Source organism: Streptomyces sp. NPDC101132, from assembly GCF_044759225.1.
Lineage (GTDB): Bacteria > Actinomycetota > Actinomycetes > Streptomycetales > Streptomycetaceae > Streptomyces.
The window spans coordinates 24,179-49,311 of sequence record NZ_JBIVYX010000019.1; the positions used below are offsets into that span (position 1 = coordinate 24,179).

A 25,133-nucleotide genomic window follows, 5' to 3' on the forward strand; every position below is an offset into this window, starting at 1 on the left:
TTGGGCTAGGGCCTGTTGCGAAAGTGGCTGAAGGTGCGGGGGATCGTTCAGAGACTGCGGACGGCCTCGGCCAGGTCGGATCCGTAGGAAGCCCAGCAGATCACCGAGCCGTCGTCGTCGAGCTGCCCCATGAACCACTCACCGTCGTCCCTCACGAGGCACAACTCGTGGAACGCGAGAATCACATCGGGCCGAAGCGGCTCGTAGCCTCCCTGGCCTGCCACCTCGACGACTACGAGCCGATCCAGGCAGAGCGGGGCGGCGCTTGGGTCTCCGGAAAAAAGCGCGCACGCGTTCGATCGTCCATCCGGCGGGGAGTCCTGAGTCCACCGGCGTATGGTCCCACCAGGGCGCCTGCCACAGCCACTCGTTAAGGACTGCGACCAGCACGGTCACCTCGTAGCGGACGGCGAGCTTGTCGTACCGGGTGGCGACGGCACGGTGTCTCTTGAGGCGGTTGATCCCGCGCTCGACCGCATGGCGCTCGCGGTAGTCGACCGCGTCAAGACGTGGCGGCCGGCCGCCACGGGAGCCGAGCTTCTGGCGGTTGCGGGCCTGGTCGGCCTTGTGGGGATGGTGCAGCGGATTCCGCGGCGGCGTAGGTAGGCACAGTCTTGCGGGAGGCGTACGCCTTGTCCGCCCGGACTCGGTTGGGGCGGACGCGCGGGCGGCCCGGCCCGATGCGGGGCACGCGGACCTTCTCCAAGCACGGGTTCGAACTGCGGCGAGTCACCGCGCTGTCCCGCCGTGAGCACGATCGACATGGGCTTCTGGCCCTGCTCGACGGCCAGGTGCAGCTTGGTGGTGAATCCGCCGCGCGAGCGTCCAAGGGCGTGATCACCAGACTCGACGAAGATTCCGCCCGGTGGTTCCTTCTGCAGATCACCCTGCTTGCGAGCCCCGGCCGCATGCTGGTGGGCGCGGCAGACCGTGGAGCCGACGTTCAGGTCCCAGACGATCGTGCCTTTCGCATCGGCCAGGGACTGGAGCCGGGTGAGGATCCGGTGCCAGGTGCCGTTCCGCTGCCATCGGCGGAACAGGTCGTAGACCCAGCCCCACGGTCCGTACTCGGCGGGGACGTCTCGCCACGGCACACCGGTCCGGACCCGGAACCGTATGCCGTCGATGAACTGCCGCCGAGGCCAGACCGGCGGTCGCCCCGTCTTCGTGCCCTTCGGCAACAACGGCTCCAGCACCGCCCACTGCTCGTCCGTGAGATCTCGCCGACCCATGAACCGTGATCATTCACAGCCCAAGATCCACTTTCGATACACGGCCTAGACCGTCATGAGGCAGAAGGGCCCGGCGGGTACACGACATCGTGCCGCACCACCGCGCCCGACCGCGGCGGCGGTCCCCCACCGACCGGTCCGGGGCAGATAGCTCCGGGGCGGCTCCTCGACCACCAGCCTCGGTTCCCCTAGACCTGCCTCATCCCATGGCGAGCTCCGCACCCTCGGACCTGGCCATGCGCCCCTTCGCCTTCAGCTCCCCTGTCATGTCCGGTACACGGTCAGCTCCCCCAGGGCGTGCGCAGTCGGCGCCCCCCCCCCCCCAGCCGGACGGCGTCTCCTGACGGGCCCGGTCACCGGAAGGTGGGACGGTGAGGGTCTGCGGCAGGGTGAGCGACAGGGCGTTCTGTGCCGGGCCGGGGGCGACGTCGAAGTAGTAGACGTTGGCGGAGTTTTCGTCGTTGACCAGATGCGGGCCCGACCACACCCGCGCGGAACGGCGGACGGCCTTGGTGTTGATCAGGGGCCTGGTGAACATCCGGCGCAGCCGCATCAGCGTCCCCGGCGTGATGATCCCGTCGTCCGTCGTACGGGCCAAAGGAGAGGCGTCGAGCTCCTGTGCAGGTCCCTCGGCGGGGATCTCGCCGGTCAAGAGCAGCGTCAGCATGATGGGGACGGCCTTGCCGCGTAGTTGTTGGGTTGCGTCGCCGAGGCGGTGGATGTGTTCGGCGGGCAGGGAGAGGACGAGGGAGGCGGCTTCGCCGCCGGTGCCGACGGATACGGCGGAGCAGCAGGCGTCGGGGCCGTATTCGAAGGCGTCGTAGACGGGGCGGCAACCTTCGTTCCCAGGCTGTGATGCGCCGGATCGGCATGACCCGGGACCCCGCCGACGACTTCGACGACCCGAGCGTCCCCAAAGGGCCGCTTCGCCAGTGCGTGCTGTACCGGACCCGCGAGATGCCCACGGGCCACACCGTGCGGCGGAGTGCCTAGCCCTCCCCTCGCCGACCTCGGCCTCGGGCGCCGGGACCGGGTGGCCTCACACGCGCAGCTCCCAGCGGAATCTACTGCCCGCCGCCCAGGCGAAGAGTGCGGTCCGCCGCATGGCCAGCGCCGCGCGGGTGAGGATGGCGCCGGCGTCCAGTTCGCCGGTCCAGCCCGAGCGGATCAGGTCGACGGTCGAGGACAGCGGCGCGTCGAGCAGGGCGTCGCCGACCCCTTCCGGAAGGACTTCGCGGGGGGGGGAGGGGGCGGCGGAGGGCCGAACTGCTGTTCTACGGAGTCCGGCATCGGAAAGGGGTAGGCGGGGACGGCTGTGTACGCGGCCGGGTCCATGCTGGCGATGGGCCGGGCCTGGCCGGGGGCGTCCACCCACATGCAGGATGACGCCGTACTCATGACGCCGCCCTCGCCGCAGACCCACAGGCCGAAGGAAAAGAGGTAGATCCATCCACCTCGCGGCTGTCGCGTTTCACGCAACCTCACCCTGCGCTAGCAACTCCAGGCCGACTCGGCAGGTGCCGCCCAGCCATGCCGCAGATGGGCTGAGGCCGTCATTCGGCAAGTGCAGCACCCGCAGGCAATCCGCAAGACTGCTGCAATTTGTTACTCTCAAGCCAACAAAGAGGCTCCCCAGCTGTCCAGCCGGGGAGCCTCTTTGCATCCGATTATCCGCCGCGTCGGCGACTATTCATGGAACTTGAGATTTTGGATCTACAGGTAGTCCCCGAGATTCCAAGACTCCGCCAACTCCAACTTAACGGAATTGGCGACTTTCCGAAGTTCGGACCATTCCGTTGCGCCAGTAAGAGCGACTTCGGTCCAGATCGACTCGTCAGCGGCGCAAACTACAACGGTGGCGGCGTCGACCCTTCGCAGGGTGTCGAACTCCTCGAGGGTCAGGAGTTCGTCATGAAACAATCCACTGGCCGTGGACAGTACATCGTCGAACTCCAAGATGAGCTCATCGGTCCCTACTGAGGTCCTCTCGATGAAAGCAAGCTGCTGCTGTGGAGGGTTTCCGAGACGCTGCAAGACCTGCAGTGCCCAGGAGCGAAATCTCGCAACCCGATCAGTTTCTTGGCTCATTGATGGATCTCACCTATCCCGGTCCCACACACCAGCGGGAATAATACCCTCATCGCCACCTTGGTCGGTACCGTCATTCAGCCTCCAGTAAGGCGTGGGGCCGTGATGACCCCCGCCCGGGTGGTAGCGGAGCATGCGGCCAGTTACCGAGTATGTCCCGTCCTTGTTCGGACGCAACCGCACCTCCTTCCACTGCACGCCACCCTTCCGGTCACCCGTCGTTCCGGCTTTGAGACCCGTTCTGATCCAGTTGGGCCCTTCGAAAAGGTGACTCACGTGGTCGGGATTGGTCCAGCGGAGGTAAGGACGGTTCGCGGCGAGGTCGTCGAATGAGTTAACCCCGGGGAGAATCCCAGCTTCCTCCGAGAGCTGTAGGTAAAGCCGGTCACCATTGTAGGCATTCCCCTCAATCCGGGCTGCGCCGCCAACAGCAGCGGCGCCTCCGGCTATGGCACCATTCGCCGCGCCTCCGGATGCGGCTTCAGCGATTTCCGCTGCGCAGACCGCGGCTGCGGCGAGACAGGCCGGGCCAGCCATGGCTGCGATGGGCGCGGCGGCTACCGCGAGCCCGACGGCTGCCGCGACGCCGATGACGACCTTCTGCCAGGTGGCCAGGGTGGCTGCACGCTTTGCGGTCCACTCGGGATGGACGTAGCCGGCTCCCGCGCCCCAGGTCTCATAACCGCCCTTGCGGACGGGCTCATACCCCTTGGTGGTGGGTGCAGGCTTGGGGCCCTCGAGGAAGGCTTGGACCTTGGAGATTCCGCTCCCGCCGATGGAAACGACAGTGACCATGAATCCGCCGCACTGCGGCTTGAAGTTTGCCTGGTTGTATGTCCAGTTCCCTGGTCCGCCGCTCCACCAGGCCTTGTGGTCCCGCATGTACTGCTCGTCGGCTTGGCGGCCGCCTCCGACCGGTCCGTCGGGGCGGAGTCCGGTGGGGTCGGAGAGGGTGACGGGGGTGTTGTTGGCGTAGGCGTAGCCGTTGAGGGATTCGTGGTCTTCGGGCGCGAAGACGGGGTCGACGGAGAGGAAGCGGCCGGTGTTCGGGTCGTATTCGCGGGCGCCGATGTGGGTGAGGCCGGTGGTGTCGTCGGCGGGCTTGCCGAGGAAGTCCTTGTCGTCGGGCCAGGTGGTGGGGTTGGTGCCGCGGCGTTCGCCGAAGGGCTTGCTGTAGCGGCGGGTGACGGCCTGGGTGGTGGCGTCGACGACGAGGGAGGCGGTGCCGTGGTGGTCGTCGACGAGCCACTTCAGGCCCGCGTTGGTGCGTACGGCCTTGCCGTCGCCGACGCCGTAGTACCGGGTGCCGGAGAAGGTTTTGGCGGTCGGGTTGTAGTGGAGTTCCTGGCCTCCGGGCAGGTACAGGATGCTCTCGTCCGGTCCGGTGCGGATGAGGAGGTCGCCGTTGGCGTCGTAGAGGTAGGTGGTGGTCTTGGTGCCTTCAGTGAGGCTGGTGAGTTTGCCTTCGGTGTTCCACTTCAGGGACTGCGTCGCCCCGGTGGGGCTTTTGCGGCTGGTGGTGTTGCCGAGTTCGTCGTAGACGTAGGGGCTGGTCGTGCTGCCGGTTTCGGTGCTGGTCAGCTTGTGGGGCTGGCCTGCGCCGCTTCCGTTGACGGCGGGGTACTTGTACTGGGTGGTGGTGTCACCGTTGCTGGTGTGGATGGTCTGTGTGTCGCGCAGGCCGCCGACCTTGTAGGTCCAGCTGTTCCAGTAGGGTGCCGGGCCGCCGAGCGTGGAGGTGCTGCGGGTGGCGGTGCAGTCGCCATTCGCGGGGGTCCAGGCTTGGGTGAGGCGGCGGTAGCCGTCGTAGGCGAAGCACTGGTTGTCGTCGGTGCCGGCCTTGTTCTTGATCGACAGGACGTTGCCGGAGTCGTCGTAGGTGTAGTCGACGTCGCTGGTGTAGCCGGCGTTGGTCTGGTCGATGGTGTGCCGGTTGTCCAGGCGGCGGGTGCCGTCCTCGAAGCGGTTGAGGACCTGCATCTGCTTGGCCGTGGCCGAGGTGGCCAGGACGGATTCCTGGACCTCGCCGTACTGGGTGTAGCCGATGTTGCGGACGTAGTCCGTCATGCCCTCGACGCCGGTGGGCATGCCCAGGTCGTTGTAGGTGTAGGCGACCGCTTCGGTCGGCAGGCCTCCGATGGCGGGCAGAACGGTGTTCTGAACGGTGCCATCGAGGTTGTAGGCCGTCGGGGTGCTGAACGTCTGCGGTGCGCCGGCGGTGACCAGCGGGTCGGTGGCGGCCAGGACGGTCTTGACTCCGGTGGGCTGGCCCATGAAGTCGTAGCCGGTGACGACCTGGGAGTAAATCTTGCCGGTGGTGCCGCCGACGTAGCGGATGGCCGCGGTGGGCTTGCCCTTGGCGACGCTGTCGTAGGTGTACTTGGTCAGCTGGTGGGCGTCGTCCTTCACGCCGTCCCACGTGCCGGTCTTGCGGCCCAGCTCGTCGTAGTCGTTGACGAGCGTCTTGGTGGCGCCGTCCTTGGTGAAGCTGGTGGTCAGGACCTGGTCGACGTCGTTGTAGGTGGTGCTGGTGGTGCCGGTGTCAGGGTCGGTCTTGGTCACCTGACGGCCGCGGAGGTCGTAGGTGTAGGTCCACTTCGCCCCGTCCGGTCCGGTGATCGTCTCGATCTGCCCGCCCGGGGTGTAGGTGTACTTGGTGCTGGTAGCCGTGCCGGTGGGGTTCGGTCCGCTGTACTGGCGGCGCTCGATCACCTGGCCGAGGGCGTTGGTGATCGTGCGGACACCCGTGCCGCCGGCGGCCGCGGTGGTCGCGACTTCGTCACCGCTGTACGCGGTGCTGGTCTTCCAGCGGTCTTGGCCGTTGACGCGGAAGATCGCTTCCACGGCGCGTCCGGCGTCGTCGTAGATGGTTTCCGTCGAGGCGGGGACCGAGCCGGGGAGGGTTCCTGCGATCTTTCCGGAGGGGGCGTTGTTGTCGTAGACCTGGGAGTTGGCCTTGTAGGCCAGGCCCCGGTCGTCGTACAGCGTCTCCGAGATCAGCCGACCGCCGGAAGGCGAGGGGACCTGCTTCTGGCGGGGCCGCAGGAGCGAGTCGTACAGCTCGTAGGAGCTGTTGTACGTCTTGCCGTCGGCCTTGAGGGTGTCGGTGCGGACGTAGGAGTTCGACGTCGGGCTGTTGGTGATGTGGTACGCGTAGGTGATGCTCGCTGCGTCGCCGAGGGCGCGGACCCGGTTGGGCTTCCACACGGCGACGAGTCGGCCGAGGGCGTCGATGTCCCATTCGGTGGTGTTGTCGTTGGCGTCCACGAGCTTGGTTGCCGTGCCGAAGGCCGGGTCGATCGTGGTGGTGGCGGTGAAGCCCTTGGGGTCGGTGACCGTCTTGGCCTTCAGCGGGCCGTAGCCGGTGTCGCTGGGGGTGTAGTCGGTGCGGACGGTCCTGCCCAGGGCGTCGGTCGCCGTGATCGGGCGGCCCAGCTTGTCGTAGGTGGAGGAAGACACCTTCTGGTAGACCGGCTGGTCGGATGAGTACCCCGAGAGCCGGTAGGAGGAGGTGATCAGGCCCTTGGTCGGTGCGGTGCCGACGGGCTGTCCGTCGTAGCCGGTGGTGATGTCCGATACTGCCGCGTCCGGGAGCGTCATGGTGGTGCGGTTGTCACAGGCCACCGAGTAGGTCTCGACGCGGGAGACGGTGCCGACGATCCAGGCGCTGGTGTTGCGGGCGTAGCTGGTGACGGTGCAGGACTCGTCGCCGGTCTTGTCCACGTCGCCCTTGTCGTCTACGCGGACGGGCATGCCGTAGGTGGTGCCGTAGTACGTCGTGGCCGCGGTGGTACGCGTTCCGGTGCTGGTCTTGGTGCGCGTGGTGACGGTGCGCGGGAAGACCATCCAGGATTCGGTGGTGCCCCAGTCGTACTTGTGTGAGGCGGTGTTGCGCCCGTCCGGGTCGGTGATGGTGCCGGTGACCTCGGTGGTGCCGTTGTAGGTGATGGTCTCGCGGACGAAGCCTGCGTACTGCCGGGAGTCGTCGATGGACGTGCCGGTGGAGTCGGTGACCTTCTCCACGCGCGGAGTGTTGTCGAGTTCCTTCTCGCCGTTGAGGCCGCGCATGTAGAGGGTGACGGTCTTGCCCTTGGGGCCGTTGCTGTCGCCTGTGGTGGTGGTGACCTTCTGGTAGCCGCGCCACTGGGACCAGGTGCGGTGGTTCGGCTTGGTCAGGCCGTCGTCGTCGGAGTATCCCCAGCCGGCTCCGCCGTCGTAGTTGTAGTAGGTCTCCTGTGTGTCGCCGTTGCCCTGGGTGTCTTCCTGGAGGACTGAGGTGACGACGTACTTGTGGAACCAGTCGAGGGTGGGTGTGCCGCCGGACTGGGACCAGTAGATGGGGAAGCAGCGCAGGCTGTTTTTGTCCGCCGAGGCGGGCATCTTGCTGCCCCAGATGCATTCCGGGTTGGAGTAGTTGACGAGGGTGACGGAGCCGGTCTCCGAGGTGATCTTCCGAACGCGCCACTTGATGTAGCGAAGCGTGTTCGGAGAGCCTGCGCCCTCGACGTGGTTCGGCTTCTGCTCGCCCTCGAAGACCACCTTCGGCATCTCAAGGCCCGTGCCGCCGTCAGCCTTGCCGATGGACTGGATCGACATCAGCCACAGGCTGGGCGCTGAGGCGTCACCGGACGGAGGGAAGTCGTGCTCGAGCTTCCAGTTGTCCACTGCCCGCATGGTGGTGCCGGTTCCGGACCAGACGAGGGTGTTGATGTCGGTGAGGCGGTAGCGGGTGAAGAACGACGGGCCGACGAGGCCGGTGCAGGTTTCGGTGCTGGTGCAGATCTGGTCGAAGGGGACGTCCGGCCAGTTCTTCTGGGTGGTTTCCGTCAGGCTGGTGCAGCCGTCCTTGACGATGCACCGCTGGGCGTAGGTGAAGGTGACCTGCTGGGCGGCGGGCTTGTCGAAGAGGAGGTCGCTGCGCTGGCCGTAGTCGATGCGCTTGAGGTAGCCGGCGCGGTGGTAGGAGGTCCCGGGGGAGGCGACGCCGGACTTGGCGTAGTAGTTCGACTCCTTGCCGTACCAGTAGGTCATGGCGTTGCCGTGGGGGTCGACGACGTAGTCGAGGTTCCACTTCCATGCCTGGACGCAGTCGGAGGCGTTGAAGGTGCTGCCGTGGCAGGGCTCGCCGGTGTCGTCTCCGAAGACCGGGGCAGTCAGGACCGAGTTGGTGACCGGGTCGTCGGCGGAGGTGCCGTTGTCGGACCAGCCGGGCAGACGGTGCTTGCCGAAGTAGTACTGGACGCCGTCCGTGGTCGTGACGCGCCAGTATTCGCCGTTGTTGTCGTCGTTGACGATGCCGGTGAGGTGCTCGACCTTGGTGGCGTCGTCATTCTTCAGCTTCCACGTACCACCGGCTGCCTCGGACTGGGCGGCAGTGGTGCAGGCGGTCGGGTCCTCGACGTCACAGGCGTTGACGAGCTCGGCGGCCTTGCCGTTCAGCACCAGGGTGGCGTTGGCGTACTTCCAGCACAGGTCGCCCTTGCCGGCCTGGCCGTCGTCCTTGCAGGATCCGTACTTGCGCTCGATGTAGGACTCGGTGATGGAGAAGCCCTCGCCGATGACGGAGGTCTGGTTGTTCTCCGCTGCGGTACGGCCGTCGACGCTTGCCGAGTTGTAGCCGATGGACAGCTTCGGTGCCGGGCCAGCGGTTGCCGGGGGGACGCGCAGCGGGTAGTTCCAGTTGAAGTCGCCGGTGCTGCCGCCGGCCTCCCAGGTCGCGGACGGGCCCAGCGGGGTGGCGCCGAAGTCACCGGCGGCCGAGGAGGTCTCGGACTGGGTCGCCAGGACGGCCGTGCCGGAGGTCAGTGCCTTCGCCGGGACGTCCGCGGTCAGCGTCTGAGCCGTCGGGTCGTTCTGGGAAGGAAGCGCGAGCCGGGTCTGGCACGCAGGCTTCTGGGGGGTGGTCAGTGCGCAGGCGGGGAGCTGTACGAGCTTGAGCCGGGCGCCGTAGCTGCCGCCGTACATGGAGGCGAAGGAGGAGTAGTCCAGCCCCAGGCGCACCGGCCCTGTGGCGGCACGGGTCGTGGGCGTGACGGCGAGGAGTATGCCCTTGACCCCTGCCCGTTGGGCGGCCTCGCGGTCGTGCAACCGCACCGAGAAGCCTGTGCCAGTCGCGGGCGCGGTCTGCTTCGCTGCGATCTTGCCGCTGGCGGGCGGGGCGGTGAGGGTGATGGGCAGTCCGCCCGCTGTGCCCTTGGTCTGCTTTCCGGTGCTTGTGTCCAGTGTGACCGAGCCGGCGGCCGGCCACTTCGCGGCAGCGATGCGGGACCGCTCGCGGGCCGCGGCCGACGCCATCTGGCCCTTGGGGGCCTTGGACGGGCGCGCCTTGAACGGCACAACCTTGTTGATCTTCGGCTTGGGCGGCTTGGGGAACGCGGCCGCCGATGTGGTGGCGGTGGCCAGGGGTGGCTGGCTCAGGAGAGGCGGCAGCAGTGCGAGTGAGACGGTCACGGCACCGCGCCCGAGCCAGCGGCCCAGGGTGGTGCGTGCCCGTGCGCCACGAGCAACTGGTATCACAGTCGTTTCCTCTGGCAGATGGGAAGTGGACTCCGAGCCCGCCGCAGCGGGCTGGAGCAGGGATGAGAGACGGGGGCCTGTGGCCCTGCCGGACAGCGGCAGGGCCACAGACGTCTCGAGGTGAAGGTGCTAGCGGCCGTTCTCGCCTGCTTCATCGCCGAACATGACAGCGATGTCGGAGCCGCTCATCGCTCCGGCCCAGATGCGGATGCTGGCGATGTGGCCGGGGAAGTACCGCTGGGTGGTGCCGTTGACCAGGCCTCGGCCGGCTTCGAAGGCGCCCAGCCCCTGCCACGGGGAGGCGTAGGCGGCACCGTTTCCGTTGAGCTGGGCGGTGTCGACGTAGAGGAACATCGCTCCGCGGTGGTAGCCGTCGCCGTCGTCGTCCTTGACGGGCTGCTGGGCGTCGTAGACGGCGGTGAGCCTGACCCACATGTCCTTCTTGGCGGCGCCGGAGTCGGCGGTGATCCAGATGGGATCGCCGCTGTCCTTGGTCGGCCGCCCGAGCCGCCACTTGCCCACGGTGGAGCCGGACGGCTGGTCGTACCAGACACCCCAGGAGGAGTGGGTGTCGCCGGCTTGGCCCATGACCTGGACTCGGTAGCTCTTGGAGGTGTCCTTGAGCTTCTGGGAGTCCAGGCGTGTCCAGACGGTGGCGGTGAAGGAGCCGGTCTCGTCCACGATCGGGCCTGGTGCCGTCGCGTAGCTGCTGGAGCCGTTGAGCGCCATGACCTGGCGGGGAATTTCACCAGTGGCGGGGTCGATGCTGGGGTCGGCTCCGAGCGTGGCGCCCTTGAGTGCCATGTCGCGCCCGAACCCTGTGGTGTCCTCGAGGATGGTGCCGGAGTCATGGACCGCGTCCCAGCCGCCGACCTCGGCCACTATCGGGTCGCCCGCGGTGTTGTCGCTGGCGTCCTCGTCCTCCAGGCGGGCGTCCTGGGCGATCTCGTCCCCGGCCAGGGCACGCTTCCAGACCTTGACCTCGTCGATGGAGCCGACGAAGTGGTCGACGTTCCCGCCGCCCCACAGCACCCGGCCGACCTGCAGCCCGCCACTGGCCTTCCACGAAGGGGCGACATCGTCGGAGCCCTGGAGACGGCCGTTGACGTAGAGGCGGATTTCCTGGTCGGCGGCGTCGTAGACGGCGCTCAGGTGGGTCCAGGCGTTGGTGACGGCAGGCTGGTCGGCCACGACCGTCTGCTGGGTGAGGTTGCCACCCGTGGAATCCGAGGGAGAGGTCCGCAGGGTCCAGGTCTTCTTGGCGTGCTCGTAGGAGAGATAGAAGGCGCTGTAGACGTCACCGTTCATGCCGAGGACGGTCTGGTTGCTGCTCACTCCGTTGCTGAGGCGAGCCCACGCGGAGACCGTGTACGACTTGGAGGTGTCCACGGGCGGTGTGTCGGTGCGGGCGTACTGAGCGGGCTCGCCCTTCAGCCACAGCGCCCTGGTGCCGGCACGCTCCCGGTACGACCACTCAGATTCGGATCCGAGGGTCAGCGGGTGCTTGGTCGACGCGGTGGTGGTGTCGTCACCGTTGCCGTCCAGGCTCCATACGCCGGCGGGGAGCTCGGCGCCCTTGACGTTGAAGCTGTAGTAGCCGGTCTGGGAGATGTGGCCGGCGTCGTCGTACGCCCACACCTGGATGGTGTTCTCACCCGCCTGGTTCGGGGTGATGGTCTTTGTGTACGACGCACCGACGGAGACGCTGATCGGGGTGGATACCGTCCCGCTGTTCAGGCGCCACCGATAGGAGGTGACATCCGACTGGATGCCGGATTGCGAAGAGTTCGTGTCGCCCGGGGTGAAGGTGAACTTGCCCGGCACGCCCACTCCGCCGGAGGCGGGGTTGCTGTCTGCCGGCAGGTACAGGCCGTCCGCGCTCTTGATCGTCGGGCGCGGCGGGCTGTCGGTGTCGACGCGGAAGTAGCACCACGTCGACCACGGCGAATCCAGGACGCCGGTCGCCCCGCGGTCGGTGGAGTAGTACGCCTGGGTCTTCGCCCGCATCTTGTAGGTGGTCTGCGCCGACAGCGTCGACGTCGGCTCGGCTTGCTTCATGTTGTCCGCCACCCAGGGGCCGGACGTCTTGGTCCAGACGGGCTGGGACCCGTCCGTCTTCCAGACCTCCATGACCGCACGCAACTGGGATTGCGCGCCGTCCGGAGACTGCACGTACGCCACCGCCTCCGGCGTCGTGTCGCTGGTCACCAGCGGAGTCGCCGAAGGGTTGCAGACCCGGCCCATCGAGCCGTTCTGCACACCGACCGGATCCGGGGCACCCGGCTTGGAGATGTACGTGACCGACAGCTTGGCGTCATTGCGGAACCGAGCCCAGGCGGCCGTGGTGGACTCGTCCTGGGCGCGGAGCTCGAGCGTGATGTGCGGCTTCTGCCCATCGGCCATGCTCTGCAGCGTCGGGGTCAGGTTCTCGTCCTTCTCGCCGCCGCTGACGTTGTCGCTGAAGCGCAGCCAGTCAGCCGGCTGAGCCGGGTCACACAGCGTGCCCCGGCCCATCGCCGACCACTTGTCGCCCATCAGGTCCACGTAGGCGGGCTTGGTGCTGAAGCGGGTCGAGCTGGAGATGCCCCGGTCCTCGTCGGCGCGCACGAGCCAGTAGTTGTGCTGCGAGCAGGTGAAGCTCCAGGTCTGGAAGACCTCGAACGTCGCGTCCAGGATCTTCTTCCCGTACAGGGAGGACAGCGGGTACTCGTAGTAGATGCGCTGGGTGTAGTTGTCGTACGAGCACAGGTAGCCGGCGTAGTTCGCGCAGTACCCGACGCCCTTCTCCCCGCTGAACTCCCAGAAGGCGTCCCCATCCGACGACAGCGCTGTCCAGTCGGCGGGCGTGAGGCCCTTGACCGGCGGGTCGATGTAGAGGGGGAAGACCGCTTCCTTGTCGCGCAGCAGCGCAGGATCAGGGGTGAGTTCCAGTCTCTGCCCGCTGACGTGAACCGAGACCTCGGCCGTCTTGTCGCCCGGGGTCGGAGCGTCGGCAGGGTCCTCCGACCCCCCATCGTCAGGCTGCGTGTCCGACTGTGCCGCGGGCGCATCCGACGCAGGCACCGTGTAGGCCGCCGTACGCATCGCAGGAGTGGCATCGGGACCGGGCTCGAGCTGATCTCCGGAGGAGTCCCACATCCGTCCAGCAGGGCTCTCGAAGACCGTCTGGCCATCCTCGTCGACGTAACGCAGACCACCCGTGGCGGTCGGCTCGGCCGTCACGCCCTGGCCCTTGACCGACATCTTCAGCTTCGTCAGCGCGGGGTTCGCCGCCGCTTCAGGCGTGTTCACCACAAGGACCTGGGTGAAGCCGGTGCCGACCGCGGTCAGCTTGAGGTCCACCCCAGGCAGCACATTGCTATAGGTGGCGGTGTCGTCAGCCACCGTGGGCTTGGGGAGCGGCGACGGCCAGTCCAACGCCAGACGCTTGTCACCCCGCGTCAGCACGACCATGTCCTGGGCCGAACCACCGCCGGAGAACTCCACACGGCTGGTCGTCGACCGGGCCCTCACATGGCCGTCCGCAGTAGCCGTCAGCGTCGTGTCGATCGGAGCCCAGGAACCATCGTCCTGACGCGCCCGCACGGGAGCCGCGTTCGACTCCAGCGTGAACGTTCCGTCCGGGTTGGCGAACACCTGACGCGACTCCGCACGCCGCGCCACAACCTCAGCACGTTCCCCGGTTTCCCGGGCACGTTCCGAAGCCGCATCCTCCGGAGTGAGAGCAGGCTCAGACGCCTGCCGGACTGACCCATCTTGGGCCTGAGCGGGGGTCGCGAATGCGGGCACCCCAACGCCCATCAGTGCCACAGCAATGAAGGCGCACGCCTTACTTCGCGTACGCCAATAGAAGCCCCTCACGGGCTATCCCCCCAGGCTTATCAAGACCTTATAAGTCAGGGAAAATATCGCCTCCCATTTACCGCTAGTCAAGTGTGATCCGAGGCACCATCAACCCGTTCTTGCAGGTAAGAGCGGCTACACGAGGAGCCATGCACACCAACCACATGGCGATGCCGGTATGCTCGATTACTCGGACACACCTCCGACCCGATACGCCCATACAGATCATTTCAGAACATTGCAGACGCAACCACCGAAGGTGATAGCCGACGAACTTGGCATGCACGCGCCATTTTGGCAATAGCTGTGCATCGCCCCTCACGGCACACACCCACGTCGGCGCTATGGTGCGCGGCCCAGGATTCCACCGACATCGGATACCGGGCCCGGACGCGGTCCGCGCCTTACTGCTGGGCGAGGAGGGCGACAGGCCGACGCGTCGTGCTCGCCCCGTACCGCCACGGGCTGGTAGGCGGCCGTCGAAGCGACCGCCGACCTGGTGGTCTGCGGAGTTGGAAGTGGTGTCGGTCTCGGCGAGCGCGGCCGCGGTGCGGACGGTGCGCTGGAGGGACTGCCGGGCGGTCTCCAGCAGGCCGCGGCGGCCGGCCTTCGCCAGCTCCCCCGTCGAGGGGCGGCGCACCGCGGTGCGGTCCTGCGGGGACATCGTCGTCAGGCCCCAGCGGGCCTCGAAGGCGCGGGCGACGGCGTGCATCGCGAGGATGTCGCCGCGCAGCCGCGGCTGCCTGCCGTCCACCCGGGCCAGGGTCGCAACGAGGTGGATGTGGTCCTCGGCGTGGCGCACGGCGATCCACCGGCAGGCCTGTTCGTCACCTGCCGGGGCGATGCCCGCAGCGTCCACCATCGCCGCCGCGACCTCCGCCCACTCCGCATCGGACAGGACCTGGTCGCCGGGGGCGTTGCGGACCGAGACGTGCCACACGTGCTGGGGCGGGCGCGCCCCGCACAAGGCCTCCACGGGTGCGTCCAGGAGGTCCGCCGACTCCCCCAGACCCATCCGCTCCGGGTGGCGTGCCGGGCACGGCACATCGGGATCCCAGGCGGTCACCAGGTGCGGGTCGGCGTGCTCGTCACGCTTGCCCGGCCCGAAGAGGTACTCCAGCAACGTGTACGTGGCCTCACCCATGTCCGGCTTCTTCGGCATCACGTACGGGCCCGCCTCTCCCGCATCACCGCCACCGTCGCTAGGTCCACCCCCACCGCCGCCGCACGAGCATCAGCCAGGACCTCCTCCAGCCTCGCCCCGGCGGTGCCGTCGGCGCCGAGCGCATCCAGACGGACCGTCCACGACACGATCCAGGCCAACGTGTCGGGCGAGCTGACGATGCTGCTGATCGAGAGCAGCGAGAGCTGATTCACACTGCTGAGGGCCCACCGTGAACATCCGTGGTGGGCCCTCGGCGTTGGCGGCCTCCCCGCCGGGACGTGGGGCACGTCCCGCCTCCAGGCGTCCGCCCACCCCACGGTGCTGTCGGCATCCGGGGTTAACGTGTGCACGTACGCCAACTGGATCAAGAAGTTGTGGGGGGCGACGGGGCATGGGGTTGATCGCGCAGATCGCTGCGCTGCGAGATGGCACGGGCAGGCCACAGGCGTTGGTCGGTGAGCTGCGCCGTACGACGCTGCTCGTGCCCGTCTCCGACGGCGGGCTGATGTCGGCTGAGCGGGGTGGGGTCCGCTGGCTCTACGCCTTCACCGACGAGGTGTCCCTGAGCCGGTTCCTGCTGCAGCGCGGCGCCGATCCGGCCGCCGAGGCCGAGTACGTCGCCATCCTCGGTGCCCGGCTGCTGGACGCGGTGATCCCCTCGCTCGACGGGCCGACCGGAGTCGCGGTGAACGTGGCCGACGAGGACGGCTCGATGCTCTTTCCGCCGGTGGCGGGGATCGTTCCGGATTCCGTCGCTGTGGACCTCGTAGGGAAGGGGGCTCGCGGTGAGCGGTGACAAGGACCTGGCACTGGACCCGGTGGCGGTGAAGAACATCACCGAGGGGCTGCGCGGTGCCGTGGCGGAGCTGCGTGAGGTCGGGACGGCCGGCGGGGCGTCGATGGGCGCGGGTTTCGAGTCGTTGTCCATGACCGGGATGGAGGCCGGACACGCCGGGCTCGCGGGGGACTTCGAAGCGTTCTGCGAGCGCTGGGAGTGGGGCGTACGCGGGCTCGTCCAGGACGCCAGCGTGCTCGCCGCGAACCTCGGCATCGCCGCCGGTGCGCTGTGGGAGGAGGACCAGTACCTCCAGGGTGCGTTCAAGGTGGGCGCGAACTCCCTCTACGGCAACCCGCACGCCAACGAGGACGACATCGAGAAGAAGGAGTGGGGCGACATCTTCTCGGGCGACGTCTACAAGCCGGACTACAGCCCGGGCTCCTTCCAGAAGGCGGGCGAGGAGATCAAGCAGACCTGGTCGGATACAGGCGAGAAGCTCAAGACCACCGGGCGGATCGGGTCGCTCAACGACCTGATCCAGCAGACCGACGGAGAACGGTAAGAGCAAGTGGGCTGGCGCGACTGGACCCCGGACTTCATCGAGGACGGGGCGGAGAAGGCCGTCGAGGGCATCGGCAACGGGGTCGAATGGCTCGGCGACAAGACCGCCGACCTGGCCGACAAGGCGGGACTGGAGGACGCCGGGGACTGGGTGAGGGACAAGTCCCGCTCCCTGGCGAACCAGCTGGGCGCCGACGTCGCCGAGCTGGAGCTGGACCAGACCGAGGACCCGACCAAGATCATCTACGGCAGCGTGTCGAAGATCCGCGAGAACGCCAACCACCTGGCGAAGTTCCAGGCGAACTTCGACAAGGTCGGCACCGGCATCAAAGGTCTGGACTCCAGCGCCATCAAGGGCCAGACCGCCACGGCCTTCGGCGAGAGCACCGCCAAGGAACCGCCCAAGTGGTTCAAGGCCGCCGACGCCTTCGAGAAGGCCCACGGCGCGCTGACCCGCTTCGCCGAGACCGTCGAGTGGGCCCAGGGCCAGGCCAAGGAGGCGATCGCCGAGTACAAGACGGCGAAGAAGGCCTCCGAGGACGCCCGCACCGCCTACAACGACAAGGTCGACGCGTACAACGACGCGGTCAAGGAGAAGAAGGACGACCTGCCGCCCCGTCCCGACGGCTTCAAGGACCCCGGCGCGGCCGGACTGAAGGCCGCGTACGAGAAGGTCGCCGAAGCCCGCAACCAGCGCAACGAGGCGGCCGAGACGGCACGTTCCGCCATCGCCGCGGCCCGCGACATGGCACCGCCGAAGCCCTCCTACGCCGAGCAGCTCGAGGACGGCGTCATCGCCATGACCATCGACGCCAACCACCTGGTCGGCGGCGTCGTCAAGGGCACCGCGGGAATGCTCAACTTCGTCCGCTCCGTCAACCCCACCGACCCGTACAACCTCACCCACCCCGCCACCTACCTCACCTCCCTCAACTCCACCGCCGCCGGTCTCATCACCGCCGCCAACGACCCCGTCGGCACGGCGAAGACGATGATCGACCAGTTCATGAAGGACCCCTCCGAGGGCATCGGCAAGCTCATCCCCGAGCTCGTCGGCAGCAAGGGCCTGGGCGCCCTCAAGAAGACCGCGGCAGTCGCCAAGCTGGCCGACGACATCCCAGGACCGAGCCGCAGCACGCTGAACGGCCGCGGCCCGCACATGTCGGAGACTCCCGACATCGCCAAGCGGTTCGACAACACTGACCCGATCGACTTGGCCACCGGGCGGATGTTCCTGCCCCAGACGGACGTCGTGCTGCCCGGCACCCTGCCGCTGGCGTTCACCCGCCGCGCGGAGTCGGGGTACACGAGCGGCCGGTGGTTCGGTCCCACCTGGTCGTCCACGATCGACCAGCACTTGGAGGTCGACGCCGAAGGCCTCGTCCTCGTCACCGAGGACGGGCTGCTGGTCGCCTACCCACATGCGGCTCCCGGCGTGCCCGTCATGCCCCTGTCCCCGTCGGCACCCCGCCGGCCGCTGGAGCGGGCCCCTGACGGCCACTGGACCGTCACCGACCCCGCCACCGGGCACGTTCGCCGCTTCACTCCACCCGCGGGCGACCCGGACGGCTTCGGTATAGCCGCTGTCGCCCAGCTGGAGGACCGCAACGGCAATCTGGTCGCGTTCGAGTACGACGAGCACGGAGCCCCGCTCGGGATCTCCCACTCCGGTGGCCACCGCCTGCGCTTCGAGACCGTCGACGGCCGCATCACCGCCCTTCACCTCGACGGCGGCCCGCGCATCCTCGGCTACGGCTATACCGACGGGAACCTCACCGACGTCACCAACTCGTCGGGACTGCCGCTCCGCTTCACGTACGACGAGCGGGCACGCATCACCTCCTGGACCGACACGAACGGCCACTCGTACACGTACGAGTACGACGAGCAGGACCGTTGCGTCGCGGAGGGCGGCGGCGAGGGACACATGGTGCTGCGGCTCTCGTACGACGCCGTGGACGCGGTAACGGGTCACCGCGTGACCGAGACGGTCACCGGCGAGGGCCACACGCGCCGTTACCTGGTCGACGACACCTACCGGATCGTCGCCGACTACGACCCGCTGGGCCACGTCACGCGCTACGTGCGCGACCGGCGTGACCAACTGCTCGCCCGAACGGACGCACTCGGCCGCACCACGTCGTACCGCTACGACGATCACGGCAACCTCGTCTCCGTGATCCGTGCCGACGGGCGCGAAACCACAGTTCGCCACAATGCGCTCGGCCTGCCGACGCGGATCAGACGACCCGACGGCCAGACCGTCCACCACGAGTACGACGAGCGCGGCAACCGGGTCGCGACCTCCGATTCTCTGCACCGGACCACCCGCTTCACCTACAACGACTCCGGTGCTCTCACGTCGGTCACCGACCCTCTGGGCCACACGACGACCATGCGCTGCGACCGTGCCGGGCTCCCTCTGGAGGTGACCGATCCGCTCGGTGCGACGACGCGCTTCGTACGTGACGGCTTCGGCCGTCCCACCGCGATCACCGACCCCAGCGGTGCCACCACTCATCTGGATTGGACCGTCGAAGGAAAGCTCGCACGGCGCGTCCACGCGGACGGGGCCACGGAGAGTTGGACCTGGGACGGTGAGGGCAACTGCACCAGCCACAGCGACCGGCTCGGCGGAGTCAGCCGCTACGAGTACACCGAGTTCGACGTCCTGACCGCGCGCACGGGACCCGACGGAGTCCGCTACACGTTCCGGCACGATGCCGAGCTCCGCCTCACCGAGGTCACGAACCCCAGGGGCCTGACCTGGAACTACAGCTACGACCCGGCGGGACGGCTGACCTCCGAGCGGGACTTCGACGACCGCACCGTCCACTACTCCCACGGGCCAACCGGCAGCCTCGTCTCCCGGACGGACGCGCTGGGCCGGACGACGACGTACGAACGGAACGAACTCGACCAGATAGTCCGCAAGGACGTCGACGGCGCGGTCACCACCTACGCGTACGACGTCACCGACCAGCTCGCACACGCGGAGGGCCCCGACGGTACGGCCGTCACACTGCTGCGCGACCGCGAGGGCCGCCTGCTCAAGGAGACCGTCGACGGCCGTGTGCTCACGTACACCTACGACGAGCTCGGGCGGCGCGCGAGCCGCACCACACCGACCGGCGCGACCACGACCTGGAGCTACGACGCAGCCGGTCGCCGCGCGACCATGACGACGTCCGGCCGTTCCCTCTCCTTCGCGTACGACGCGGCGGGCCGGGAGGTGGCACGTCGCGTCGGAGACGCGCTCCTCCTCCACCAGGCCTTCGACCCTGCCGGGCGCCTCACCGCTCAGACGCTCACCGGGCCGAGTGGCGCCCGAGTGCGTCATCGCAGCTACACGTACCGGGCCGATGGCCACCTCACGGCGATGGAAGCCGAGGGTGCGAGGCACGAGTACGAGCTTGACCCGGTCGGCAGGGTCACCGCGGTCGTGGCGGCCGGCTGGAGCGAGGCGTACGCCTACGACCAAGCCGGCAACCAGACTCTCGCGGCCTGGCCCGCCAACCACCCGGGCCACGAGGCCACGGGCGAACGCGGGTATGAAGGCAACCGCATCACCCACGCCGGAGCGGTGCATTACGAGCACGACCAGCTGGGCCGGGTCACTGCGCGGCGGAAGGCGCGACTGTCCCGGAAGCCGGACGTCTGGCGCTACACCTGGGACGACGAGGACCGTCTGGTCTCCGCGACCACGCCCGACGGCACGCTCTGGCGATACCGCTACGACCCGCTCGGCCGCCGCACGGCCAAACTTCGCCTGGCCGACGACGGGATCACGGTCGCCGAGCGCGTGGACTTCACCTGGGACGGTGACACGCTCTGCGAGCAGACCAGCACCTCGGACGAGCAGTCCGCCGTGGTCGCCCTCACCTGGGACCATCTGGACCTCCGGCCGGCGGCGCAGACCGAGCGGATCCTCGACGCGTCCCGTGAAGTGGTCGACTCCCGGTTCTTCGCGATCGTCACCGACCTGGTGGGGAGTCCCACCGAGCTCGTCGACGAGTCGGGGCGCGTGGTTTGGCACATGCGCAGCACGTTGTGGGGCGTCACCGCCTGGGCAGCCGACAGCAGCGCCTACACACCCCTGCGTTTCCCGGGCCAGTACGCCGATCCGGAGACCGGATTCCACTACAACCGCTTCCGCCACTACGACCCCGAGAACGGCCGCTACGCCACCCCGGACCCCCTCGGGCTCAGCCCCGCGCCGAACCCCTCCACGTACGTGATGAACCCTCACGCGTGGACGGACCACCTGGGTCTGGCCCCGGACTACATCCCGATCTACCGCACACCGAAGGGTGCCCACGCCCAGTACGAGCTCGACCACGGACCGAACCCGGCGAACCACCAGCCGGGTGTGGACATCGGCGGCGGCATTCTCTCGGACGGCAAGATCTACTTCGGTGAACGGGGGGTGGCAGCCGAGTACGCCGGACCCACCGGGGCGAACTTCGCCAAGGGCATGGTCAAGTACGAGATGCACCCGAGCTTCCTGGAGGAGTTCGGCGACTATGCGAAGGTCCATGACAGGAACGGACCGAACGGCGCACCACGCATCGAGTTCGAGATACCCGTGGACAAGCTCGACCGCTTCAACGCACTGACCCAGCGACGCAGCTGGATCGAAATCTTCGGAGGGCCGAATTGAGGTTCCAGGATCACCAGGAGCTCGACGTGACCGTCGTCGGGGTCGCGCCGGTGGGAGCGAGAGTCGAGGTGGACGGCATGAGCGGCGTGTTCGGGTTCATCGACCAGGTCAAGCACCCGTCGTGGTGGGACGCGAGCGTGCCGCCTCCCCAGGAAGGCGACCGGCTTCACGTCTGCGTCCTCGACGCGACCCGCGAACCGTACCCGCGCTTCAGCGCCCTGCAGACGGACATCGACATCGCCCGCCGACTGCGCGGTGACGCCTAGGTGTTTTGGCCACGGGTCGCGAACCGGGCCGGCGTGCTCGACCCCCTCTACGACGAGCTGCCCCCGCTGACCGGGGTCCGGTTGCGGTCGGTGAACCTCGACGGCTGGGCGCCGACCGTCACGCTGCGGCTGGACCTGCCGCGCTTCGCGGACCGGTGGGAGGGGGCACCGGGCGACACCGTCCAGTGCCATCTGCAGTTCACGCACGTCGAGGACTTCGAGATGGAGGGCTGGCAGCCGCCCGTCACGGTGGACGTCACCCTGGAGGAACTGCCCGGGCACCGGCTGGACGTCCGCGTCAGTGGTGCGGGCACCAGGCTCCGCTTCACCTCCAACGCCTCCCTGCTCGCCGGGCACGTCAGCGTCTACGAGCGCGCCGCCGACGGCGGGGATGCCGGCCCGCACCAGTTCCTGCGCAAGCTCGACGCCCGGCTCCACCGGACTGTTCCACCCACGACCGCAAAGACGTTCTATGAACACCTCTGACCCCGACCGCGACCCGCTCGCCGAGCTGTACGACCTGTACGACACTCCGCCCGACCTCGCCGAGTGCCTGCTGTTCTCCGTACACGTCGACGAGCGGGACGTGTCGGTCACCTTGCGATTCGAGACGCACACCCTGCCCGACCGACCGCGGCCGGAGTGGCACGGCCGGTCGTACAACACCTTCTTCTTCTCCCTGGTGTTCACCGGTGTCGCAGGGTTCCGGCTCCGGGGTCTGCTCGCCGACGACAAGCGCGAGGTGTCGCTCCGCCCGACCGGAGACGGCTCCCTCACCGTCTCCGTGACCGGGCCGCACCGCGCGATGGAGTTCACCGCGGCCGCCGTCTCCCTCGCAGACCCGGGAGTCCAGCTCCAGGGCAGTCCGTAACCGCTCCGCGGAGACCTTGACGCCGTTTCGACTGATGTCGGCGCCAGGGGCAGCGCCCAGGCCGCGTCCGGCCGTCGCCGGCCGGCAGCCGCCCGGACACCGCGGGGAGTTCCGAGGGCCCCAAGGTCCACCGGCACTGGCGCCACGCCTTGGGCTTGCAGAGCCTGGGACCGGTGATCCGGGGACTCCTCGGCCGATCCGTCTTCCTCTGTCGGTCAAACCGGGTCCGGGAGCGCTGTCGGTGGCGATGATGGTTCTTCGAACGGACATCAGGGGGAGATGCATGGACAGTTCGGAGCTGGCGGCTGCGGCCGTCACCAGCCTGCTGGCGGCTTTGGCCGGGGCGTCGGCGACGGCGCTCGTCGACCGTGGGAGTACGACCGTGGCCGCGCTGGTCCGCAGCGGGCTGGGACGGAGCCGACGGGGACAGGCCGCGCTGAGCGCGCTCGAAGCCGACCCCGGCGACACCGCCGCACGAACCGAGGCCGAGGGGGCCCTGGCCGAGGAGATCACCACCGACCCGGACCTGCACAGCCGGCTCACCATGCTCTTGGACACCTCGACCAGGTCCTACCGGGACACGGTGGTGATCACGGGCAGCCGCATCTCGCGCAGTCCCATCTCGCTGGGTCCCCTCACCATCAACAACACCGCAGGAGGCCGGGCCCTGGCGGGTGTCGTCATCATGCTGGCCGTCGCGGTGCTGGCGCTGGCTGTCTACGGCGCCCGTCAGCTGGTGGTCACGGACGACGGCTCTCATCGGAGGACTCCCCCCGCGCAGACGCACCCCTCGGACAGTGCCGGCCAGAGCACTGACGGCACAGGTGGCGGGCACGTGCTCACGGCCGCTGAGGCCGAACTGGCAATGCCCCGGCCGGACGACGTGCCCGGGAACTGGGCGCTGTTCTCCCGCACCGAGGCCAGGTACCAGCCGGACGGCTGCAGCGCCAAGTCCGTCCTGTACGAGGTGGACGGAGGGGTGGAGGGCAAGGACTACAAACTCGCACGGTTCCTCATCAACGCCTGCCCATCGGAAGCGACGGCCAGCGCCGCGCTTCCCCGGCTGCCGATCCTCAAGGAGCAGGACGTCCCCTTCGACAGGCCGTACGGCACCCCCACAGATCTGGGGTTCCCGAAGCTCGGCGACGAAAGCACCGCCCGCGCCTACCCCAAGGACTCCTCACGGACCATCGTCATCGCGATCCGCGAGGGCAACGCCATCATGCAGCTCACCTATGAGTTCCTGAGCGACTCCAAAGCCGACGAGAACGAGGCACTCACCCGAGCCCGCATGGCCCACGACCGGCTGAAGTCAGTACAGGCCGGGGCCCTGAAGCCCTAGCCGGTGCCCGGCCCCGGCTGCCGCTGGGCTTCGTCTGCCGCTGCCGCACCCCCTTCGTGCAGGAGGGCCACCGCGCCGCGCACGTCGGACTGGGATGTCCCCGGCCGGGGGAAGGTCGCCGAACTCCCGTCTCCTCCCCCGGTGCGGCGGGGTTGAGGTTGTGGCAGGGCGAGGGTTGTCCCGGAATGCGGTGGAGGGGTTCTCACGCCGTCGTCGGGGTGGCTCGCAGGCCGCCGAGCAAGGTGGCCAGGTAGCGGTGTGCGGTGGGGATGCGGTCTGCCGGAGCGCTGCCGTGTACGTCCACGGCGTAGGCGATGCCGCACATGAGCGGGACCAGGTCGGCCGCGGCCAGGTCGGGGCGGACCGCCCCGGCCGCGCGGGCTCGGTCGAGGAGGGTGGTGCCCGTCGACCACAGGGACGCCTTGAGTTCCGTGGTGCGCGGCAGGGCGTCGTCCGAAGCGGCGGCGACCGGCGCCAGGGAGGCGTCGGTGACCTGCGCCTCGACGGTGCGGGTCAGGAAGCTCTCCAGGGCCCGCCAGGCGTCGGTGTCGGCCAGCGCCTGCCTGCCGTGGGCGGTCAGGCTCTCCAGGCTGGGGGTGGCGACGGCCTCCAGGAGCGCCTCGGGCGTGGCGAAGTGGCGGTAGACGGTGCCGACTCCGAGTCCGGCGCGGCGGGCGACGTCGTTGAGCTGCAACGGCGTGCCCTGGTCGACCAGCTCGCGGGCGACGGCCACGATCCGGCCCCAGTTGCGGGCCGCGTCCTTGCGCAGTGGTGTCGTGGTCATGGGGGCATGCTAATCGGATCGCTCATCCGGATGGCCCCGCCGCCCGTGCCGCGCCGGGCCGCCCGTGCCGCGCCGGCCTGGCGGGTCAGGGCGCCGGCAGGGGTGCGTGCTGCCGGCTGAGTCGGCGTACGGCGTCGGCGACGCGGGGGTCCGTGGCCGTCCGGAGTGGCGCCGCCGGGCGTGCCGTGGCGTCGATGAGGATGCCGGTCCGGCCCGTCAGGGACTCGTCGGTGGCGGCGACGATGGAGGACTTGGCGGCCTCGGATGCCGGGCCCGCGGTGGAGCGTTCAAACCTGCGGCGCACCAGCGGCCACAGCAGCCGCAGGGCCGGTGAGACGATCTTCGGGTCGGTCAGGGTGCCGTTCGTCATGTCGGTCGCGGCGCCTCCGGGGTCGGCGGCGAAGACCGAGACGCCGGTGCCGTCGAGCCGTGACGCCAGGTCGAGCGTGTAGGCGAGGTTCGCGAGCTTGGCGCGGCCGTACCAGTGGAAGCCGTAGTAGCCGCCGGGCGGCTCGACGGCGTCGAACACCCGCTTGGCGACACCCACCGCACCCGAGGTCACGTTCACGATCCTGCTCGGCGCACCGGCTGTGAGCGTGGGCAGCAGGAGTTCCGTCAGCAGGTACGGCGAAAGGTGGTTGACGACGAACGACGCCTCCACGCCGCCCAGCTCCTGCCGCTCCGCGAACATCGCCCCGACGTTGTTCACCAGCACGGTCAGCGGTTCGCCGGAGGCGGCGTGGTCGCCGGCGATCCGGCCGGCGAGCGCGCGCACGCCGTCGAGCGAGCCGAGGTCGGCGGGCAGGAACCGGGCGGGGCGCGCCGGGTCCACCGCGTTGATCCGGTCGACCGCCCGGGCGCCTCGGTCGGCACTGCGCCCGACGACGGTGACCGAGAATCCGGCGGCAGCCAGTCCCAGAGCCGTCTCCAGGCCGATGCCGGCGGTCCCTGCCGTGACCACAGCCGTCTTCCTCATGCGTTCCTCCAGCCCGATAAATCGGATAGGTCATCCGCTTGGTGATGACGA

Annotated in this window: 16 protein-coding genes; 7 read left to right on the forward strand and 9 right to left on the reverse strand. The window is 68.6% G+C overall.

Going from position 1 to position 25,133, the window contains the following annotated elements:
- Window positions 1-392: 392 nt before the first annotated feature.
- The 7 genes from ACIQUR_RS31950 to ACIQUR_RS31980 all read right to left on the reverse strand — a co-directional run bounded on the left by ACIQUR_RS31950 (window position 393) and on the right by ACIQUR_RS31980 (window position 15,056).
- Window positions 393-1,232, reverse strand: coding sequence for an IS5 family transposase (locus tag ACIQUR_RS31950; RefSeq protein WP_403671975.1), 840 nt, complete (start codon window positions 1,230-1,232; stop codon window positions 393-395).
- Window positions 1,233-1,431: 199 nt separating this feature from the next.
- Window positions 1,432-1,899, reverse strand: coding sequence for a hypothetical protein (locus ACIQUR_RS31955; protein ID WP_403671978.1), 468 nt, complete (start codon window positions 1,897-1,899; stop codon window positions 1,432-1,434).
- 1,046 nt (window positions 1,900-2,945) lie between these two features.
- On the reverse strand, window positions 2,946-3,188 hold the full coding sequence (locus tag ACIQUR_RS31960; protein WP_403671981.1) for a hypothetical protein: 243 nt from the start codon (window positions 3,186-3,188) through the stop codon (window positions 2,946-2,948).
- Window positions 3,189-3,329: 141 nt separating this feature from the next.
- Window positions 3,330-9,770, reverse strand: a complete 6,441-nt coding sequence (locus ACIQUR_RS31965; RefSeq protein ID WP_403671984.1) for an RHS repeat-associated core domain-containing protein — start codon at window positions 9,768-9,770, stop codon at window positions 3,330-3,332.
- Between the two features lie 195 nt (window positions 9,771-9,965).
- A complete protein-coding gene (locus ACIQUR_RS31970) occupies window positions 9,966-13,472 on the reverse strand; it encodes a LamG-like jellyroll fold domain-containing protein (protein WP_403671987.1) in 3,507 nt (1,168 codons plus the stop codon).
- Window positions 13,473-13,761: 289 nt separating this feature from the next.
- Window positions 13,762-14,823: a hypothetical protein gene (locus tag ACIQUR_RS31975; protein ID WP_403671990.1), complete on the reverse strand. Its 1,062-nt coding sequence runs from the start codon at window positions 14,821-14,823 to the stop codon at window positions 13,762-13,764.
- Between the two features lie 17 nt (window positions 14,824-14,840).
- Window positions 14,841-15,056 carry a hypothetical protein gene (locus ACIQUR_RS31980; protein WP_403671993.1) on the reverse strand — a complete coding sequence of 72 codons (216 nt, stop codon included), beginning with the start codon at window positions 15,054-15,056 and terminating at the stop codon, window positions 14,841-14,843.
- A gap of 179 nt (window positions 15,057-15,235) precedes the next feature.
- Here ACIQUR_RS31980 and ACIQUR_RS31985 point away from each other — a divergent pair, with 179 nt between their 5' ends.
- The 7 genes from ACIQUR_RS31985 (at window position 15,236) to ACIQUR_RS32015 (ending at window position 23,322) form a co-directional block, all read left to right on the forward strand.
- Window positions 15,236-15,640 (forward strand): SseB family protein, encoded by a 405-nt coding sequence (locus ACIQUR_RS31985; protein ID WP_403671996.1) that lies wholly within the window; start codon window positions 15,236-15,238, stop codon window positions 15,638-15,640.
- Window positions 15,630-16,184 carry a hypothetical protein gene (locus ACIQUR_RS31990; protein ID WP_403671999.1) on the forward strand — a complete coding sequence of 185 codons (555 nt, stop codon included), beginning with the start codon at window positions 15,630-15,632 and terminating at the stop codon, window positions 16,182-16,184. The genes ACIQUR_RS31985 and ACIQUR_RS31990 overlap by 11 nt, the downstream gene beginning before the upstream one ends.
- 6 nt (window positions 16,185-16,190) lie before the next feature.
- Complete coding sequence (locus tag ACIQUR_RS31995) at window positions 16,191-20,843, forward strand: putative T7SS-secreted protein (protein ID WP_403672002.1); 4,653 nt, start codon at window positions 16,191-16,193, stop codon at window positions 20,841-20,843.
- Window positions 20,840-21,109: a hypothetical protein gene (locus ACIQUR_RS32000; RefSeq protein ID WP_403672004.1), complete on the forward strand. Its 270-nt coding sequence runs from the start codon at window positions 20,840-20,842 to the stop codon at window positions 21,107-21,109. The genes ACIQUR_RS31995 and ACIQUR_RS32000 overlap by 4 nt, the downstream gene beginning before the upstream one ends.
- A gap of 33 nt (window positions 21,110-21,142) precedes the next feature.
- Window positions 21,143-21,595 carry an Imm50 family immunity protein gene (locus tag ACIQUR_RS32005; protein WP_403672007.1) on the forward strand — a complete coding sequence of 151 codons (453 nt, stop codon included), beginning with the start codon at window positions 21,143-21,145 and terminating at the stop codon, window positions 21,593-21,595.
- Window positions 21,582-21,980 (forward strand): Imm50 family immunity protein, encoded by a 399-nt coding sequence (locus ACIQUR_RS32010; RefSeq protein WP_403672010.1) that lies wholly within the window; start codon window positions 21,582-21,584, stop codon window positions 21,978-21,980. The genes ACIQUR_RS32005 and ACIQUR_RS32010 overlap by 14 nt, the downstream gene beginning before the upstream one ends.
- A 283-nt stretch (window positions 21,981-22,263) precedes the next feature.
- Window positions 22,264-23,322 carry a hypothetical protein gene (locus ACIQUR_RS32015; protein ID WP_403672013.1) on the forward strand — a complete coding sequence of 353 codons (1,059 nt, stop codon included), beginning with the start codon at window positions 22,264-22,266 and terminating at the stop codon, window positions 23,320-23,322.
- A gap of 202 nt (window positions 23,323-23,524) precedes the next feature.
- Here the strand turns inward: ACIQUR_RS32015 and ACIQUR_RS32020 are convergent, their stop codons facing one another.
- The gene (locus ACIQUR_RS32020; RefSeq protein ID WP_403672016.1) at window positions 23,525-24,106 is read right to left on the reverse strand and encodes a TetR/AcrR family transcriptional regulator; all 582 of its coding nucleotides are present in this window, start codon (window positions 24,104-24,106) and stop codon (window positions 23,525-23,527) included.
- A gap of 85 nt (window positions 24,107-24,191) precedes the next feature.
- Entirely contained in the window at window positions 24,192-25,082 is an 891-nt protein-coding gene (locus ACIQUR_RS32025) for an SDR family NAD(P)-dependent oxidoreductase (protein WP_403672019.1), read from the reverse strand.
- Between the last annotated feature and the right edge of the window lie 51 nt (window positions 25,083-25,133).